The sequence below is a fragment of the Streptomyces sp. NPDC002680 genome (genome assembly GCF_042889145.1).
GTDB classification, from domain to species: domain Bacteria; phylum Actinomycetota; class Actinomycetes; order Streptomycetales; family Streptomycetaceae; genus Streptomyces; species Streptomyces adonidis.
This window is the reverse complement of sequence record NZ_JBIAQP010000015.1, coordinates 37210-53111: the sequence shown is the minus strand read 5'-3', so window position 1 is coordinate 53111 and position 15902 is coordinate 37210. Positions and strand designations below refer to the sequence as shown.

At 72.8% G+C, this 15902-nt stretch carries 14 protein-coding genes; 9 read left to right on the top strand and 5 right to left on the bottom strand.

Annotated elements, in window-relative coordinates:
• The first annotated feature begins 38 nt into the window (after positions 1-38).
• Positions 39-1388: a hypothetical protein gene (locus ACFYXF_RS34195; protein WP_389355591.1), complete on the top strand. Its 1350-nt coding sequence runs from the start codon at positions 39-41 to the stop codon at positions 1386-1388.
• 31 nt (positions 1389-1419) lie between these two features.
• Here the strand turns inward: ACFYXF_RS34195 and ACFYXF_RS34190 are convergent, their stop codons facing one another.
• Together ACFYXF_RS34190 and ACFYXF_RS34185 are read right to left on the bottom strand one after the other, a co-directional pair.
• Complete coding sequence (locus tag ACFYXF_RS34190; RefSeq protein WP_389355589.1) at positions 1420-2757, bottom strand: PH domain-containing protein; 1338 nt, start codon at positions 2755-2757, stop codon at positions 1420-1422.
• Entirely contained in the window at positions 2754-3269 is a 516-nt protein-coding gene (locus ACFYXF_RS34185; RefSeq protein WP_389355587.1) for a PH domain-containing protein, read from the bottom strand. The genes ACFYXF_RS34190 and ACFYXF_RS34185 overlap by 4 nt, the downstream gene beginning before the upstream one ends.
• Before the next feature lie 31 nt (positions 3270-3300).
• Between ACFYXF_RS34185 and ACFYXF_RS34180 the strand changes: the two genes are divergently transcribed.
• Positions 3301-4461 (top strand): NADH-quinone oxidoreductase subunit D, encoded by a 1161-nt coding sequence (locus ACFYXF_RS34180; protein ID WP_389355586.1) that lies wholly within the window; start codon positions 3301-3303, stop codon positions 4459-4461.
• Between the two features lie 12 nt (positions 4462-4473).
• On the opposite strand, the gene ACFYXF_RS34175 is transcribed toward ACFYXF_RS34180, so the two are convergent.
• On the bottom strand, positions 4474-5487 hold the full coding sequence (locus ACFYXF_RS34175) for an SAM-dependent methyltransferase (RefSeq protein WP_389355584.1): 1014 nt from the start codon (positions 5485-5487) through the stop codon (positions 4474-4476).
• Positions 5488-5618: 131 nt separating this feature from the next.
• Here ACFYXF_RS34175 and ACFYXF_RS34170 point away from each other — a divergent pair, with 131 nt between their 5' ends.
• Positions 5619-6821 (top strand): sensor histidine kinase, encoded by a 1203-nt coding sequence (locus ACFYXF_RS34170; RefSeq protein ID WP_389355582.1) that lies wholly within the window; start codon positions 5619-5621, stop codon positions 6819-6821.
• A gap of 53 nt (positions 6822-6874) precedes the next feature.
• Entirely contained in the window at positions 6875-7546 is a 672-nt protein-coding gene (locus ACFYXF_RS34165; RefSeq protein ID WP_389355980.1) for a response regulator, read from the top strand.
• Positions 7547-7567: 21 nt separating this feature from the next.
• Here the strand turns inward: ACFYXF_RS34165 and ACFYXF_RS34160 are convergent, their stop codons facing one another.
• Together ACFYXF_RS34160 and ACFYXF_RS34155 are read right to left on the bottom strand one after the other, a co-directional pair.
• Positions 7568-8668, bottom strand: a complete 1101-nt coding sequence (locus ACFYXF_RS34160) for a DUF5937 family protein (RefSeq protein WP_389355581.1) — start codon at positions 8666-8668, stop codon at positions 7568-7570.
• A gap of 58 nt (positions 8669-8726) precedes the next feature.
• Positions 8727-9899 (bottom strand): threonine aldolase family protein, encoded by a 1173-nt coding sequence (locus ACFYXF_RS34155; protein ID WP_389355579.1) that lies wholly within the window; start codon positions 9897-9899, stop codon positions 8727-8729.
• Positions 9900-10102: 203 nt separating this feature from the next.
• Here ACFYXF_RS34155 and ACFYXF_RS34150 point away from each other — a divergent pair, with 203 nt between their 5' ends.
• The 5 genes from ACFYXF_RS34150 to ACFYXF_RS34130 are packed head-to-tail and all read left to right on the top strand — an operon-like array spanning position 10103 to position 15614.
• Positions 10103-11056 carry a Rossmann-like and DUF2520 domain-containing protein gene (locus ACFYXF_RS34150; protein ID WP_389355578.1) on the top strand — a complete coding sequence of 318 codons (954 nt, stop codon included), beginning with the start codon at positions 10103-10105 and terminating at the stop codon, positions 11054-11056.
• Positions 11053-12072: a pantoate--beta-alanine ligase gene (gene panC / locus ACFYXF_RS34145; protein ID WP_389355576.1), complete on the top strand. Its 1020-nt coding sequence runs from the start codon at positions 11053-11055 to the stop codon at positions 12070-12072. Before ACFYXF_RS34150 ends, panC begins: the two co-directional genes overlap by 4 nt.
• The gene (locus ACFYXF_RS34140; protein WP_389355574.1) at positions 12069-13823 is read left to right on the top strand and encodes an L-aspartate oxidase; all 1755 of its coding nucleotides are present in this window, start codon (positions 12069-12071) and stop codon (positions 13821-13823) included. Before panC ends, ACFYXF_RS34140 begins: the two co-directional genes overlap by 4 nt.
• Positions 13824-13828: 5 nt before the next feature.
• Entirely contained in the window at positions 13829-14806 is a 978-nt protein-coding gene (gene nadC / locus ACFYXF_RS34135) for a carboxylating nicotinate-nucleotide diphosphorylase (RefSeq protein WP_389355572.1), read from the top strand.
• Between the two features lie 10 nt (positions 14807-14816).
• Positions 14817-15614, top strand: coding sequence for a type III pantothenate kinase (locus ACFYXF_RS34130; RefSeq protein WP_105970850.1), 798 nt, complete (start codon positions 14817-14819; stop codon positions 15612-15614).
• Positions 15615-15902 lie beyond the last annotated feature (288 nt).

The window sequence follows — 15902 nt, the reverse complement described above, 5'->3', positions numbered from 1 at the left end:
GGCACCAAGATTCGCCTACGCGCGGTAAGTTTCTGGCCATGCCACGTGGACGTCACCGCCATTCACCACCTCTGCACCGGCTGCTGCCTCCAGCGGCGATCGCGGGCGTCTCGCTCGTCTGCGCCCTGGGGCCATGGGTGTTCACGGATACCGGCGTCCTCCGGGTGATCGCCGCGTTCGCCGCGGCCATCACCGTCGTGGGCGCCGCGGTCATGCGCCGCTGGGACATGGAGGCGGGCAAGCAGGTCGCCGACCTCACCCGCGCGCGTGCGAGCGACGACTGGCGGCACGAGGAGCGCATCGCCGAACTGGAGACCGACCTGGAGGAGTCCCGCGAGCTGCGCGTCAAGCTGGAGCAGAAGCTGCGCGGGAAGCGGGCCGAACTGCAGGGACTGCGCAACGAGCACGCGGCGCTGCTGCGGCGGTACGCCACGGCGGAGACCGAGCGGGCCAGCGCGCTGGAGGGCCGGCGCCTGCTGGAGCTGGAGGCCGCGGTACCGGCCCAGGACGAGGACACGGACGTCGACGTGGACGTGAAGGCGACCGCGCGTACGGGTTCCGCGCGGGCGCTGCTCGCCGGGTCCGGCGATTCGGCGGACGAGGCCGACGTGGTGGACTCCGACGCGGCCGCGCTGGACGCGGCGGCGGCCGGCGTCTCGGCGGCCCTGGGCGCGGTCGGCGCGCAGGCCACGGGTGACACGGCCGAGTCGGCCGACACGGACGACGAGTCCGACGAGGAGACCCCGGCGGCACCGGCGGTCTTCTCCCCGGAGGGTTCCTCGCTCTTCCTGCGGGCGCGGGCGGCGCTGGCCAGGTTCGACGGCGAGACCCGGACGAAGGCCGAACCGGCCCCCGCCGACGTGAAGACGGCGAAGACAGTGAAGACGGCGGAGATACCCGCTGACGTCGCCGTGGTCTCCGAGACCGTCTCCGACGGCCCCGCCGCCGACAAGGCGGAGGCCGTGCAGGAGGACGAGGCGAAGGGGAAGCCCGAGGCGGCCCGTGGGCACACGAGAGCCGCCGCAACTCCCGCCGAGGCCAAGCCGGCCAAGCCCGTGCGCGGCACCGGGCACTACACCGTGCCGACCGCGGTGGCCGTCGTACCGACGACCGCCCCCCTGCGCAGGCCCGCCGTCGAGGGCGGGTTCGACTTCTTCGGTACGCAGAAGGAGCAGGCGTCGGCCGCGCTGGAGTCCGTGCAGAACGAGGACCTCGCCGACGTCGTCGGGCAGGAGGCGCTCGCGCTGCACAAGGCGGAGTCCGAGGCGCAGTTCAAGCCCGCGGACGAGGAGTCGCGCGGGGTCGGCATCGGTCAGGTGATCGACCTGACGGCACACGACGAGACCGAGCACATCGACCTGCAGGGCCTGCGGAGCGCGGTCTCCTGACGGCAGGTCAGGCCCCACCCGTACGCACCCGTCACGCCATCCACCGGTCCGGTCGCGCGTCCCGCCGTCCGGTCCGGGACCGCTCCGCCTGACCCCGCAGCAGCTCCGCGGCCTCCTGTGCGTCCCGTAGACCGGCTGTGACGGTCTTGTTGGCCCCCGTGTCCACATGGACGTCCGCGAGGCCCTTGAAGCGCGCCCAGGGCCCTTGCTCCAGCCGTACGGACTGGACCTTGGCGTGCGGGACCAGGGCGAGGCTGCGGCGCAGCAGCCCGTGCCGGGAGACGAAGACGCTGTCGGTGACGGCGATGCCGTAGCCGCGCCACCAGAAGGGCAGGCACCAGCCCGCCCGGCGCGGCGGACGCGACAGCGACGCGGGCACCTTCACCCCGGGCAGCACCTGGCCTATCACCGCCTCCGCGATCTCGCGCGGCGCCACCGGCACCAGCACCGAGTTCGACGATCCCGCCACGTCCAGCTCCACCCGGACCCACCCGCGCCGCCGCCACAGCAGCGGCTCCACGATCCGTACGGTCTGCACGCGCCCGGGCGGCACCGTCTCGTGCGTACGGTCGAGCAGCCCGTGGTCGATGCGCAGCCCGTCCGGGGACTCGCCGACCGTCCAGTCGTACTCGGCGACGAACCGCCCCACGCTGCTCGCACCCGCCGCGCCGAGCAGCGGCACGCCGGTCGCGAGCACCGTCCACAGGCTGTGGGTGGCGAACCAGAGGAACGGCGGTACGACGAGGGCGGCGGCCAGCGAGCCCCAGGTCGCGCCGGTCAGCACCAGGGAGATCGCGAGCACGCGCGCGGGGATGTGCAGCAGCTGCCGTACGGGTGCCTCGCCGACCTCGTGCGCGGTCTCGGGGGCGAACCCGGCCGCGCGGGCGAGCAGTTCGGCCCGAAGGGCACGCGCGTGCCCCTCGCCCAGGTAGGCCAGCTCGTCCTTCTTGTCCGTCCCCACGACGTCCAGCTTGAGCTTGGCGACGCCCGCGACCCGGGCCAGCAGCGGCTGGGTGATGTCGACGGCCTGGATGCGTTCGAGCCGGATGTGCGCGGTACGCCGGAACAACAGGCCCGTACGGATGCGCAGTTCGGTGTCGGTCACCGCGAAGTGCGTGAACCACCAGGTCAGAAAGCCGTACAGGGCGCCGCCGATCACGCACACGGCGAGGCCCAGCAGCAGGGTCGTGGTCGTCAACCTGGTGAGCTGGCGCTGCGCCTGGTCGGGGTCGTGCACCGCCCACCCGATGAGCACGGCGACCGGCGCCCACGCGCGCCGCAGCGGCGTCACGGGATGCAGCCGCTGCTCGACGACCGGCTTCCTGCCGTTCTCTATGGGTACGTCCGTGTCGGTGCCGGGGGTCGTCACAGCCCCGCCGATCGTGCCTCGCCGAGTTCGGTGAGCCGGTCGCGCAGCCGTTCCGCCTCCGCCGGTTCCAGGCCGGGGATGAGCGCGTCGGTCGCGGCGGCGGCCGTGTGCAGCTGCACGCTCGCCAGCCCGAAGTGCCGGGCGACGGGCCCGGAGGTCACCTCGACCAGCTGCATCCGCCCGTACGGCACGATCGTCTCCTCGCGCCACAGCACACCCCTGCTGATCAGCAGGTCGTCGGCGCGCTCGGCGTACCGCCAGGAGGCCCAGTTGCGGCCCAGCATCGGCCAGCCCCACAGCAGCAGGGCGAGCGGCAGCAGCGCGAAGGCCGCCCAGGCGGGGCCGCAGAGCAGGCCGAGCAGCAGTCCCGTACCGAGCGTCAGCGGCACCAGCCAGACCACCAGCAGCAGTCGGCGCATCCGCAGCAGGTCCCGGGGCAGCCCGGTCCACACCGGCTCGTCGTGCCGCTCGCCTCGCGTTTCGCCCGCGGTGTCCGGGCTCCCCGTCTCCATGCCGCAAGCGTACGTACGACAGACTGTGTCCATGAGTCTCACGACGGGTCCCACGGAGACCGTGGTCGGGGTCGGCGGCGCCGCGGAGAGCACCGACATGGTGCTCAACATCGGGCCCCAGCATCCGTCCACGCACGGCGTGCTGCGGCTGCGGCTGGTGCTCGACGGTGAGCGCATCCAGCACGCGGAGCCGGTGATCGGCTATATGCACCGCGGTGCGGAGAAGCTCTTCGAGGCGCGTGACTACCGTCAGATCATCATGCTGGCGAACCGGCACGACTGGCTGTCGGCGTTCTCCAACGAGCTGGGCGTGGTCCTCGCCGTGGAGCGGATGCTCGGTATGGAGGTCCCCACGCGCGCGGTGTGGACGCGCACGCTGCTCGCGGAGCTGAACCGGGTCCTGAACCACCTGATGTTCCTCGGCTCGTACCCGATCGAGCTGGGCGCCATCACCCCGATGTTCTACGCCTTCCGGGAGCGCGAGGAGCTCCAGAACGTCATGGAGGAGGTCTCCGGCGGGCGCATGCACTACATGTTCAACCGCGTGGGCGGCCTCAAGGAGGACCTCCCGGCGGGCTGGTCCACGCGCGCGCGTGCCGCCGTCGCCTCCGTGCGCTCGCGCATGGACCGCTTCGACGACCTGGTGCTCGGCAACGAGATCTTCCGGGGGCGCACGAGGGGCGTGGGCACGCTCTCGGCGGAGGCGGTGCACGCGTACGGCGTGAGCGGGCCGATCGCGCGCGCCTCGGGCGTGGACTTCGACCTGCGCCGCGACGAGCCGTATCTGGCGTACGGCGACCTCCAGGACACCCTGAAGGTCGTCACCCGGCAGGAGGGCGACTGTCTCGCCCGGTTCGAGTGCCTCCTGGAGCAGACGCACAATGCCCTGGACCTGGCCGACGCCTGCCTCGACCGGATCGCCGAACTGGAGCCAGGACCGATCAACCAGCGGTTGCCGAAGGTCCTGAAGGCGCCCGAGGGGCACACGTACGCGTGGACCGAGAACCCCCTCGGGATCAACGGCTACTACCTCGTCAGCAAGGGCGAGAAGACCCCGTACCGGCTGAAACTGCGCTCGGCGTCCTTCAACAACATCCAGGCGCTCACGGAGCTGCTGCCCGGGACGCTGGTCTCGGACATGGTGGCGATCCTGGGGTCGCTGTTCTTCGTGGTCGGGGACATCGACAAGTAGCTCCCCGGGGGCTTACCGGAGCGGGTCGGGGATGCCCGTCGGCTCCACCAGCCACCCGAAGTCCCCGAGCCCGCCCGTCGCCGTCAGCTCGGCGGCCTCTCCCGCGCTCGCCAGGGCCCGTACGTACGCCGTGGGGTCCGTGGAGGCCAGGGACAGCGGAGGGCGCCCGCCGGCCACCCCGAGGGCGTGCAGGGCCTCCCGCTGGGTCAGCAGGCGTGCTCCCGGGCCCGCGCAGGCGTCCAGCGCCACATGGGCGGTCAGATCGCACGAGCCGTCCGGCACGGGCGCGGTCTCCCGGCCGGCCCGGAAGCCGGTGAGCGTTCCGAAGGGCGGCCGGGCGCCGGCGGTGTGCGCGTAGTCGACGGCGACGGCGAGGCCCCGGGCGACCGTGGCTCTGGCGGCGGCCCAGGCGGTGTCCCTGGGGAGCCCGATCTCGGCCCGCGCCCCCGGCTCCGGCGGCAGCGGCCACCACCGGGCCAGCCACTCCGCGTCCGCCCCGGAGACCGGCTCCCCGAGCCGCTCGGTGCCGTCCCGTCGTACGAGGACCAGGCGCGGTACGCCCGCCGGGTCCACCTCCGCGACCTCCACGGGGACGTTGTCCAGCCACTCGTTGGCGAACAGCAGCCCGGTGACACCTTCGGGGGGCTCGGCCAGCCACTCGATGCGGTGATCGAGGTCCATTGGGCGGTCGGCCAACTCGACGGCGTACCCACGCGCGCGTGCCGCCACTTCGGGGGGCAGGGCCTTGAGGACACCGGTGACGAGTTCGCCCCGGCCCGCGCCCATGTCGACGAAGCCGAGCGACGTGGGACGGCCCAGCGACTCGTCGACCCGGCACAGCAGCCGGGCCACGGCACCGGCGAAGAGCGGCGAGGCGTGGACGGACGTACGGAAGTGCCCGGCGGGGCCCTCGGGCCGCCGGTAGAACCCATGTTCGCCGTAGAGCGCCTCCCGCGTCGCCGCACGCCAGCCGTGCCACTCGCCCGCTGTTCCGCCCGCCGCCGCGTCCACCGTCTCTCCTGCCACGGGGTCAGGCTAGGGCGCGGACCCCCGCCACCCAGGGGACGGGGTCTCCACCTTGGGGAGTACGCGGGGGCGTTGCGGATCGACCCTCCGGTTGACCCCCGCGCACAGAACGCTTCCCTACTCTGGGTTACGTGCAACGCGTCTATGACTTCCTTCGCAGACACCCGACATGGGTCGACGGCTTCTGGGCCGTCTGCCTGTTCGGGATCTCCGCGCTGGGCGGAGCCGTCGGGAGCGAGACCGGGGGCGCCCAGTCCCGGGTGGCGATCGTCCTGGTGTCGCTCCTGCTGTGCCTGGTGATCGCCCTGCGCCGGCGGATGCCCGAGCGGATGCTCGTGCTGGCCGCAGTGGTCGGGGTGGCGCAGCTGGCGTTCGACGTCGAGCCGTTGCCCGCGAACTTCGCCATGCTGGTGATCGTCTACACGGTCGCGGTGAACGGGCCCCGCTGGGCCTCGCGGTTCGCGCTGATCGGCGGTCTGTGCGCGGCCCCGCTGTCCCAGCTGCGCTGGCCGGAGAAGGACGCGAGCACCGCGGGCAATCTCGCCCTGGTGGTCTTCCTGGCGGTGCCGTTCGCCCTCGCCTGGGTGCTCGGCGACTCGCTGCGCACGCGCCGCGCCTACTTCGCCCAGTTGGAGGAGCGCGCCGCCCGCCTGGAGAAGGAGCGCGAGGCCCAGGCCAAGGTCGCGGTCGCCGCCGAGCGCGCCCGGATCGCCCGCGAGCTGCACGACGTCGTCGCCCACAACGTCTCCGTGATGGTGGTCCAGGCCGACGGCGCCGCCTACGTCCTCGACTCCGCCCCGGAACAGGCGCGCAAGGCCCTGGAGACCATCTCCGGCACCGGCCGCCAGGCCCTCGCCGAGATGCGCCGGCTGCTCGGCGTGCTGCGCACCGGCGAGCACAAGGAGAGCGGGGAGTACGTTCCGCAGCCCGACGTCGAGCAGATCGACGACCTCGTCGAGAAGTGCCGTGGCGCCGGTCTCCCCGTCGACTTCAAGATCGAGGGCACCCCGCGCCCGCTGCCCAGCGGCGTGGAGCTGACGGCGTACCGCATCGTGCAGGAGGCGCTCACCAACACCCGAAAGCACGGCGGCCCGAACACCGGAGCGAGCGTGCGCCTGGTCTACTTCGACGACGGCCTCGGCCTGCTCGTCGAGGACGACGGCAAGGGCGCCCCGCACGAGCTGTACGAGGAGGGCGGCGCCGACGGACAGGGACACGGCCTGATCGGCATGCGCGAGCGCGTCGGCATGGTGGGCGGCACCCTGGACGCGGGCCCGCGCCCGGGCGGCGGATTTCGCATCAGCGCCCTGTTGCCGCTCAAACCCGCTCACTGACACGTGCACGTTCGATATGAGTGTGCATGTTCGATCTACCGGAGGACCCCGCCATGCTCATCCGCGTGATGCTCGTCGACGACCAGGTGCTGCTGCGCACCGGGTTCCGGATGGTGCTCGACGCCCAGCCGGACATGGAGGTCGTGGCCGAGGCGGGCGACGGCGTGGAGGCTCTCCAGGTGCTGCGGGAGACCGAGGTCGACGTGGTGCTGATGGACGTACGCATGCCGAAGCTCGACGGGGTGGAGACCACCCGGCGCATCTGCCAGGGTGAGAACCCGCCCAAGGTGCTGATCCTGACCACCTTCGACCTCGACGAGTACGCCTTCTCGGGGCTGAAGGCGGGCGCCTCCGGCTTCATGCTCAAGGACGTGCCGCCCGGTGAACTCCTCACCGCCATCCGCTCCGTGCACAGCGGCGACGCGGTCGTCGCCCCCTCGACGACCCGGCGGCTCCTCGACCGCTTCGCGCCCCTGCTGCCGGGCACCGGCCAGCAGCCCCAGCACAAGGAACTGGACCGGCTCACCGGACGCGAGCGCGAGGTCATGATCCTGGTCGCCCAGGGCCTGTCCAACGGCGAGATCGCGGCCCGCCTGGTCCTGTCGGAGGCGACCGTGAAGACCCACGTGGGCCGCATCCTGACCAAGCTGGGTCTGCGGGACCGGGTGCAGGTGGTCGTCCTCGCCTACGAGACGGGGCTCGTGCGGGCGGGCGGGGCCGCCTGAGCACCTCCGCGTGTGCGGCGGCTACCTGAGGATCCCCTCCAGGAAGTCGCTGCCCAGCCGGGCCACCATCGTCACGTCCAGCTGGTGCAGGACGTAGCGGCCGCGGCGGCGGGTGGTGGTCAGGCCCGCCTTGCGCAGGACGGCCAGGTGCCGGGATATCTCGGGTGCCGTCATGTTGTGCGTCCGTGCCAGTTCGGTCGTCGTGAACGAGCTGCGGGCCAGCTGGCGGCAGAGCCGGATCCGCACCGGGTGGGACAGCGCGGTCAGCCGCAGGCCGAGCTGCTCGACCGAGGGCGGGGCGGCGAGTTCGGGGGAGCCCGCCGGATAGTGCAGGACCGGCTGCCAGCCGTACCGGTGCAGGACCATCAGATGGGGCCAGCCCAGGCTCGTCGGGACGAGCAGCAGGCTGCCCGCCGCCGTGGTGTGGCCGTTGCCCAGCTTGTCGATGGTGATCCGGCCCGCCGCCTCGTCGAGCGTGACCGCCGACGACACCGACGCCAGCGCCTCCGGCAGGCCCTTGTGGCGCAGGAGGTCCGTCTTGTGGCGGGCGTCCGCCGTGAGCTGGGGGTGCAGCCGGGACCAGGTCTCGGCGAAGAACGCCTCGTCGCAGTCGGCCAGCAGCTGTCGCAGCCAGGTGCGGATCCGGGGCGGGTCGTCCAGCAGGCGCCGGGTGAACCGGACCTGGAGGGGGCCGCGCGAGACGGCCAGGTCGAGGGCCCGCTGCCGCGCCCTGGGGTCGGCGAGCGCGCCGGCGCCCTGCTCGTCGTACGGCAGCGCGCAGGTGAACTCCAGACAGGCGTCCACGAACTGTTCGTCCGTCAGCCGGTCCAGTTGGTCGAGTTCCGCGCTGAGCGTGCCGGCGGGGAGCGTGCCCGCGCCCAGGCCCGCGTACGGCAGGAACAGGTCCGAGAACGTGGAGCGCCACAGGAAGTCGGCCTCGCACATCCGGTCGGCCAGATGCGGGTCGAGCCCGGCGGTCACCCCCGTCGCCCAGCCCTGCAGCCGGGGGTGGTGTCCCGGCTCGGTCAGGGCGTGCAGCGCCATGCCGAGTTCGGCCAGGGGCGAGGGCACGACGGCGATCTGCTCCCGCCCCAGCCCGCACACGTCGATGCTCACGCTCATGCAGCCATGGTGCACCCGACCACTGACAACGCCCCCGCGAATGCCTCCGGGAAGGCATCTACAGCCGTGCTACGAACTCTGTCACCGCCGCCTTCACGTCGTCCGCCGTCCACTCCAGGCCAGGGGCGCCGACAGTGACCTCGGTGACGGCCAGGCCGGGCCCGCCGCGGTCCCAGTATCCGGCGAACAGATAGGTCCCCGTCTCCTCCGCCTGCCGCACCGCCGCCTCCGTCAGCGCGTCGGGGTCGTACGGCAGCCAGACCTGGAACTGATGGGTGTGCGGCTCCTCGGGGTGCACGCGCGCCCACGGCACACCGGCCCCGGCGAAACCCTCCCGCAGCGCGGCGGCCACCACGCGCGCGTGCCGCACGTACTCCGGCAGCCGGGGCAGCTCCCGCTCCAGGCCGACGAGCGCCGACAGCGTCGTGGGGAACTGCTGGAAGATCATGCCGCCGTACCGGTGCCGCCAGGTCTTCGCCTCCTCCACCAGAGTCTTCGGGCCGGCCAGCGCCGCACCGCCAAAACCGTCGAGGGACTTGTAGAACGACACGTAGACGCTGTCCGCCAGGCCCGCGATCTCGTCCAGGGGGCGGCCGAAGTGGACGGTGGTCTCCCACAGACGCGCTCCGTCGAAATGCACCACCGCGTCGCGCTCGCGCGCCGCCTCCACGACCTCGGCGAGCTCCTCCCAGGTGGGCAGGACGAACCCGGCGTCCCGGAGCGGCAACTCAAGCATCAGGGTGCCGAAAGGCTCTTCGAAGTCGCGCACCTCGTCGGCGGTGGGCAGCCGGGGCTCGCTGGTCAGGCGTACCGTACGCAATCCGCTGACCTGGCCGAACGCGTTCCGTTCGTGCACTTCGGGGTGGGCCAGGGCGTGCAGGCCGACCGTGGGGCTGCCGGTGCGGGCCGCCCAGCAGCGCAGGGCGACCTGCTGGGCCATCGTGCCCGTGGGGAAGAACGCGGCGCTCTCCGTGCCCAGCAGGGTCGCGACCCGTTCCTCCAGGGCCGCCACGACGCCGTTGCCGTACATGTCCGCGGTCTCGTCGACGTCGTACACCTCAGGCGCGGCCTCCGCCAGCAGTGCGAGCCGCTGCCGGATGGTGTCGGCGAACCCTCCGCGCCACAGCACACGCCGCGCCTCCCGCACCGCGGCCCGGCGCCGCTCCCGCAACCGGTCCTCGGCCGACTGCTCCGCCGACTGCTCCTCCGTCTGCCCCGCTGTATCGCTCATGCTCCGGATCATCGCGCCCGCCCCGCCGCGCGGGCATCCGCATTTCCGTACCGGAGACATCGGACACATATGCGCGGCCCGCGACGACCCACAGCCTGTGGACAACCGGACGCCCCTCGGACCGATCGCGTTAACATGACGAGAAATCGTCCGGTACATCGTCCGGTACCCCGAGCGGACTGGAACGGGAAGGCCGTCGTCGAGTGAGTACATTCCAACAGCCAGACCCCAGGGACCGTCCCGCGCGACTCACCGTCGGCGTCGTCGGCGCCGGACGCGTGGGCCCCGCGCTGGCCGCGTCCCTGCAACTCGCCGGGCACCGTCCGGTGGCCGTCTCCGGGGTCTCCGACGCCTCCGTCCGCCGCGCCGCGCAGCTCCTCCCGGACGTGCCCGTCGTCTCGCCCGCCCAGGTCATGGAGCGCGCCGACCTGGTCCTGCTGACCGTCCCGGACGACGCCCTGCCCGGCCTCGTCGAGGGTCTCGCCGAGACCGGCGCCGTACGGCCGGGACAGCTGCTCGTGCACACCTCCGGGCGGTACGGCGCGAAGGTCCTGGACCCCGCCCTGCGGGCCGGCGCGCTGCCGCTGGCCCTGCACCCCGTCATGACCTTCACCGGCACCCCCGTGGACGTCCAGCGGCTCGCCGGGTGCTCCTTCGGGGTCACCGCGCGCCCCGAACTGCGGCTGGCCGCCGAGGCCCTCGTCATCGAGATGGGCGGCGAGCCCGAATGGATCGCCGAGGAGAGCCGCCCGCTCTACCACGCGGCCCTCGCCCTCGGCGCCAACCACCTGGTGACCCTGGTCGCCGAGTCCATGGAGCTCCTGCGCACGGCCGGCGTCGAAGCCCCCGACCGGATGCTCGGCCCGCTCCTCGGGGCGGCCCTGGACAACGCGCTGCGCTCCGGGGACGCGGCGCTCACCGGGCCCGTCGCGCGCGGGGACGCCGGTACGGTCGCCGCGCATGTCGCCGAGCTGCGCAAGCACTCCCCGCAGAGCGTCCCCGGCTATCTGGCGATGGCCCGCGCGACCGCCGACCGCGCCCTCGCCCACGGCCTCCTCAAGCCGGAACTGGCCGAGGACCTCCTCGGGGTGCTCGCCGGCGGCCCGACCCCGCCCGCGAACCCCGAGAGCACCGACAGCGACGGGGGAGACCGATGAGCCGCTTCTGGGGACTGCTGTCCGACACCGACGAACTGGCGGACGCCCACGCGCACCTCGGGGCGCCGGGGCGCAACGCCGTCGTCATGACCATGGGCGCCCTCCACGAGGGCCACGCCACCCTGGTCCGGGCCGCCCGCGAACACGTCGGCCCCAAGGGCTTCGTCGTCGTCACCGTCTTCGTGAACCCCCTCCAGTTCGGCCAGGGCGAGGACCTCGACCGCTACCCGCGCACCCTCGACGCCGACGTGAAACTCGCCGAACAGGCGGGCGCGGACGCCGTGTTCGCCCCCTCCGTGGACGAGGTCTACCCCGGCGGCGAACCCCAGGTGCGGATCAGCGCGGGCCCCATGGGGGAGCGGCTCGAAGGGGCCACCCGCCCCGGGCACTTCGACGGCGTGCTCACCGTCGTCGGCAAGCTGCTCCACCTCACCCGGCCCGACGTGGCCTTCTTCGGGCAGAAGGACGCCCAGCAGCTCGCGATGATCCGCCGGATGGTCCGCGACCTGAACTTCGGCGTGGAGATCGTCGGCGTACCCACCGTGCGCGAGGCCGACGGCCTGGCCCTGTCCAGCCGCAACCGCTACCTCTCCCCGGAGGAACGGCGTACGGCGCTCGCCCTCTCCCAGGCCCTGTTCGCGGGCAGCGACCGGCACGCCGCGCAGGAGGCGCTGCGCGCGCGGGCCCGTGAAGTGCCCGCCACGCACGCGCGTGCCCAGGCCCTCAGCGCGATCGGCGAGTCCCGGGCCGCCGCCGACGCGCACGCCGTCGCCAAGGTCCCCGGCGGCGGCCCCGCGGCCGTCCGGGCCGCCGCGCGCCTCCTCCTGGACGACGCGGCCCGCCTCAAGCCCCCATTGGTCCTCGACTACCTCGCCCTGGTCGACCCCGCCGACTTCACCGAGATTCCGGACGACTTCACGGGCGAAGCCGTCCTCGCCGTCGCAGCCAAGGTCGGGACGACCCGGCTGATCGACAACATCCCTCTCACTTTCGGAACCCCCGGAGCCGCCTCGTGAGCACCACAGGCCCCACCGCCGGCACCGCCACCGGCATACGGCTGCACGCCCCCGCCCCCGGCTGGGCCCTCGCAGCGGACGTCGTCGTCGTCGGCTCCGGCGTCGCCGGACTCACCGCGGCCCTGCGCTGCGACGCGGCCGGCCTCAAGACGGTCGTCGTCACCAAGGCCCGCCTCGACGACGGCTCCACCCGCTGGGCCCAGGGCGGCATCGCGGCGGCCCTGGGGGAGGGCGACACCCCCGAACAGCACCTCGCCGACACCCTGGTGGCCGGCGTGGGCCTGTGCGACGAGGAGGCCGTACGGATCCTCGTCACGGAGGGCCCGGACGCCGTACGACGGCTCATCGAGACCGGCGCCCACTTCGACGAGTCCTCCGAAGGCGGACTGGAGCTGACCCGCGAGGGCGGTCACCACCGCCGCCGGATAGCGCACGCGGGCGGCGACGCGACCGGCGCGGAGATCTCCCGCGCCCTCGTCGAGGCCGTCCGCGCGCGCGGACTGCGCACGGTCGAGAACGCGCTCGTCCTGGACCTCCTGACGGACGCCGACGGCCGTACGGCGGGCGTGACCCTGCACGTCATGGGAGAGGGCCAGCACGACGGCGTCGGCGCCGTCCACGCGCCCGCCGTGGTCCTCGCCACCGGCGGCATGGGCCAGGTCTTCTCGGCGACCACCAACCCGTCCGTCTCCACCGGCGACGGCGTCGCCCTCGCCCTCCGCGCGGGCGCCGAGGTCAGCGACCTCGAATTCGTCCAGTTCCACCCCACGGTGCTCTTCCTGGGGGCCGACGCCGAGGGCCAGCAGCCGCTCGTCTCCGAGGCGGTACGAGGCGAGGGCGCCCACCTCGTCGACGCCGACGGCGTGCGCTTCATGACCGGCCAGCACGAACTCGGCGAACTCGCGCCCCGCGACATCGTCGCCAAGGGCATCACACGCCGGATGCTGGAACAGGGCGCCGAACACATGTTCCTGGACGCCCGGCACTTCGGCGCCGACATGTGGGAGACCCGCTTCCCGACGATCCTCGCCTCCTGCCGCGCCCACGGCATCGACCCGGTCACCGAGCCCGTCCCGGTCGCCCCCGCCGCGCACTACGCCTCCGGCGGCGTCCGCACCGACTCCCGGGGCCGTACGACCGTCCCCGGGCTGTACGCGTGCGGCGAGGTCGCCTGCACCGGAGTCCACGGCGCCAACCGGCTCGCCTCCAACTCGCTCCTGGAGGGCCTGGTCTACGCCGAGCGCATCGTCGCCGACATCACCGCGGCCCACGCCGGAGACGGCCTCCACGCGCGCGTGCCCGCCCCCGTCCCGCACCCCGAGAAGCCCGCGCACCCGCTTCTCGACCCCGAGACCCGCTTCACGATCCAGCGCATCATGACCGAGGGCGCCGGCGTCCTGCGCTCCGCCGCCTCCCTGGACACCGCCGCCGAGGCCCTCCAGCGGCTGCACACCGACGCCCGCGGCGCCCTCGACGAGAACGGCAAGACCGCCGAACCCGGCGTCGACACCTGGGAGGCCACCAACCTCCTGTGCGTGGCCCGCGTCCTGGTCGCCGCCGCCCGTCTGCGCGAGGAGACCCGCGGCTGCCACTGGCGCGAGGACCACGCCGAGCGCGACGACACGACCTGGCACCGCCACATCGTCGTACGGCTGAATCCCGACCGGACGCTGGCCGTACACACCACCGACACCGCAGACTTCCCCCCGACCCGGCCGCATCAGCCGGAGCACCGTCCCCAGGAGCAGTGACAGACGTGAGCACCCCCGACCTTCCCCTCGCCCAGAGCGGCGGCTGCGGCGACGGCTGCGCCTGTGGCGCCGATACCGACGACGTCTACCTGGAGTGCGGCCTCGACCCCGCGCTGGCCGCGCTCCTCGCCGACGCCGGCCTCGACCCCCTTGAGGTCGAGGACATCGCCAACGTCGCCATCCAGGAGGACCTCGACCACGGCGTCGACGTGACGACCGTCGCGACCATCCCCGAGGAAGCCCGCGCCACGGCCGACTTCACCGCCCGCGAGGGAGGGGTCGTAGCCGGTCTGCGGATCGCCGAGGCGGTCGTCTCCGTGGTCTGCACCGACGAGTTCGAGGTCGAGCGACACGTCGAGGACGGCGACCGAGTGGAGGCGGGCCAGAAGCTCCTGTCGGTCACCACCCGCACCCGCGACCTGCTGACGGCCGAACGCAGCGCGCTCAACCTCCTGTGCCGGCTGTCCGGCATCGCGACCGCCACGCGCGCGTGGGCGGACGTCCTGGAGGGCACCAAGGCCAAGGTCCGCGACACCCGCAAGACCACTCCCGGTCTGCGCGCCCTGGAGAAGTACGCGGTCCGCTGCGGCGGCGGCGTCAACCACCGCATGTCCCTGTCGGACGCGGCCCTCGTCAAGGACAACCACGTGGTCGCCGCCGGCGGTGTCTCCCAGGCCTTCAAGGCCGTACGGGACGCCTTCCCGGACGTACCGATCGAGGTCGAGGTCGACACCCTGCACCAGCTGCGCGAGGTCGTCGACGCGGGCGCCGACCTGATCCTCCTGGACAACTTCACCCCCGGCGAGTGCGACGAGGCGGTCGCGGTCGTCGACGGCCGAGCCGTCCTGGAGGTGTCAGGTCGCCTGATCCTCAAGAACGCCAAGGAATACGCCGACACCGGCGTCGACTACCTGGCGGTCGGCGCCCTCACCCACTCCTCGCCGATCCTCGACATCGGTCTCGACCTGCGAGCGGCGGAGTAGGTACACGGCCATGCTGCTGACCATCGACGTGGGAAACACGCACACCGTCCTCGGGCTCTTCGACGGCGACGAGATCGTCGAGCACTGGCGCATCTCCACGGACGCGCGCCGCACCGCCGACGAACTCGCGGTCCTCCTCCAGGGCCTCATGGGCATGCACCCGCTCCTGGGCGACGAGCTGGGCGACGGCATCGACGGGATCGCCATCTGCGCGACCGTGCCGTCGGTGCTGCACGAGCTGCGTGAGGTGACGCGGCGGTACTACGGCGATGTGCCGGCGGTGCTGGTCGAACCCGGCGTGAAGACGGGCGTACCGATCCTCACCGACAACCCCAAGGAGGTCGGCGCGGACCGCATCATCAACGCGGTCGCCGCGGTCGAGCTGTACGGGGGGCCCGCGATCGTCGTCGACTTCGGTACGGCGACGACGTTCGACGCGGTGTCCGCGCGCGGGGAGTACGTGGGTGGCGTGATCGCGCCGGGTATCGAGATCTCGGTCGAGGCGCTGGGCGTGAAGGGCGCCCAGCTCCGCAAGATCGAGGTGGCTCGGCCCCGGGCGGTGATCGGCAAGAACACGGTCGAGGCGATGCAGGCGGGGATCATCTACGGGTTCGCGGGTCAGGTGGACGGCGTGGTGACCCGGATGGCGAAGGAACTGGCGGAGGATCCGGACGATGTGACGGTGATCGCGACGGGTGGGCTGGCGCCGATGGTGCTCGGCGAGGCCTCGGTGATCGACGAGCACGAGCCGTGGCTGACGCTGATCGGGCTGCGGCTGGTGTACGAGCGGAACGTGTCCCGTATGTGAGTTCTCGCCCCCGCCGCCCCTACCCGTCCCATCCTTCTGGGGGCTGCGCCCCCAGACCCCCTTTGTCCTCAAACGCCGGACGGGCTGGTTTGTCAGCCCGTCCGGCGTTTGAGGACAAGGCCCCTTCAGGGCCGTAGCGGGGGTTCGGGGGCGGCAGCCCCCGAGGATGGGAACGGGTAGGGGCGGCGGGGGCGAGAACACTTGCGCACGGCCAGCCGGGTGGCTTCCTGGGCCACGTCTCCTTTCCAATGCCGAGTTTGTCTGATTAGCGCGTATCGTCGCCGCATG

Excerpts from the sequence above, each read along its gene's own strand:
- ACFYXF_RS34195 (WP_389355591.1), top strand. The coding sequence starts at position 39 with ATGCCACGTGGACGTCACCGCCATTCACCACCTCTGCACCGGCTGCTG.
- ACFYXF_RS34185 (WP_389355587.1), bottom strand. The coding sequence starts at position 3,269 with ATGGAGACGGGGAGCCCGGACACCGCGGGCGAAACGCGAGGCGAGCGG.
- ACFYXF_RS34180 (WP_389355586.1), top strand. The coding sequence starts at position 3,301 with ATGAGTCTCACGACGGGTCCCACGGAGACCGTGGTCGGGGTCGGCGGC.
- ACFYXF_RS34165 (WP_389355980.1), top strand. The coding sequence starts at position 6,875 with ATGCTCATCCGCGTGATGCTCGTCGACGACCAGGTGCTGCTGCGCACC.
- ACFYXF_RS34160 (WP_389355581.1), bottom strand. The coding sequence starts at position 8,668 with ATGAGCGTGAGCATCGACGTGTGCGGGCTGGGGCGGGAGCAGATCGCC.
- ACFYXF_RS34155 (WP_389355579.1), bottom strand. The coding sequence starts at position 9,899 with ATGAGCGATACAGCGGGGCAGACGGAGGAGCAGTCGGCGGAGCAGTCG.
- panC (WP_389355576.1), top strand. The coding sequence starts at position 11,053 with ATGAGCCGCTTCTGGGGACTGCTGTCCGACACCGACGAACTGGCGGAC.
- ACFYXF_RS34130 (WP_105970850.1), top strand. The coding sequence starts at position 14,817 with ATGCTGCTGACCATCGACGTGGGAAACACGCACACCGTCCTCGGGCTC.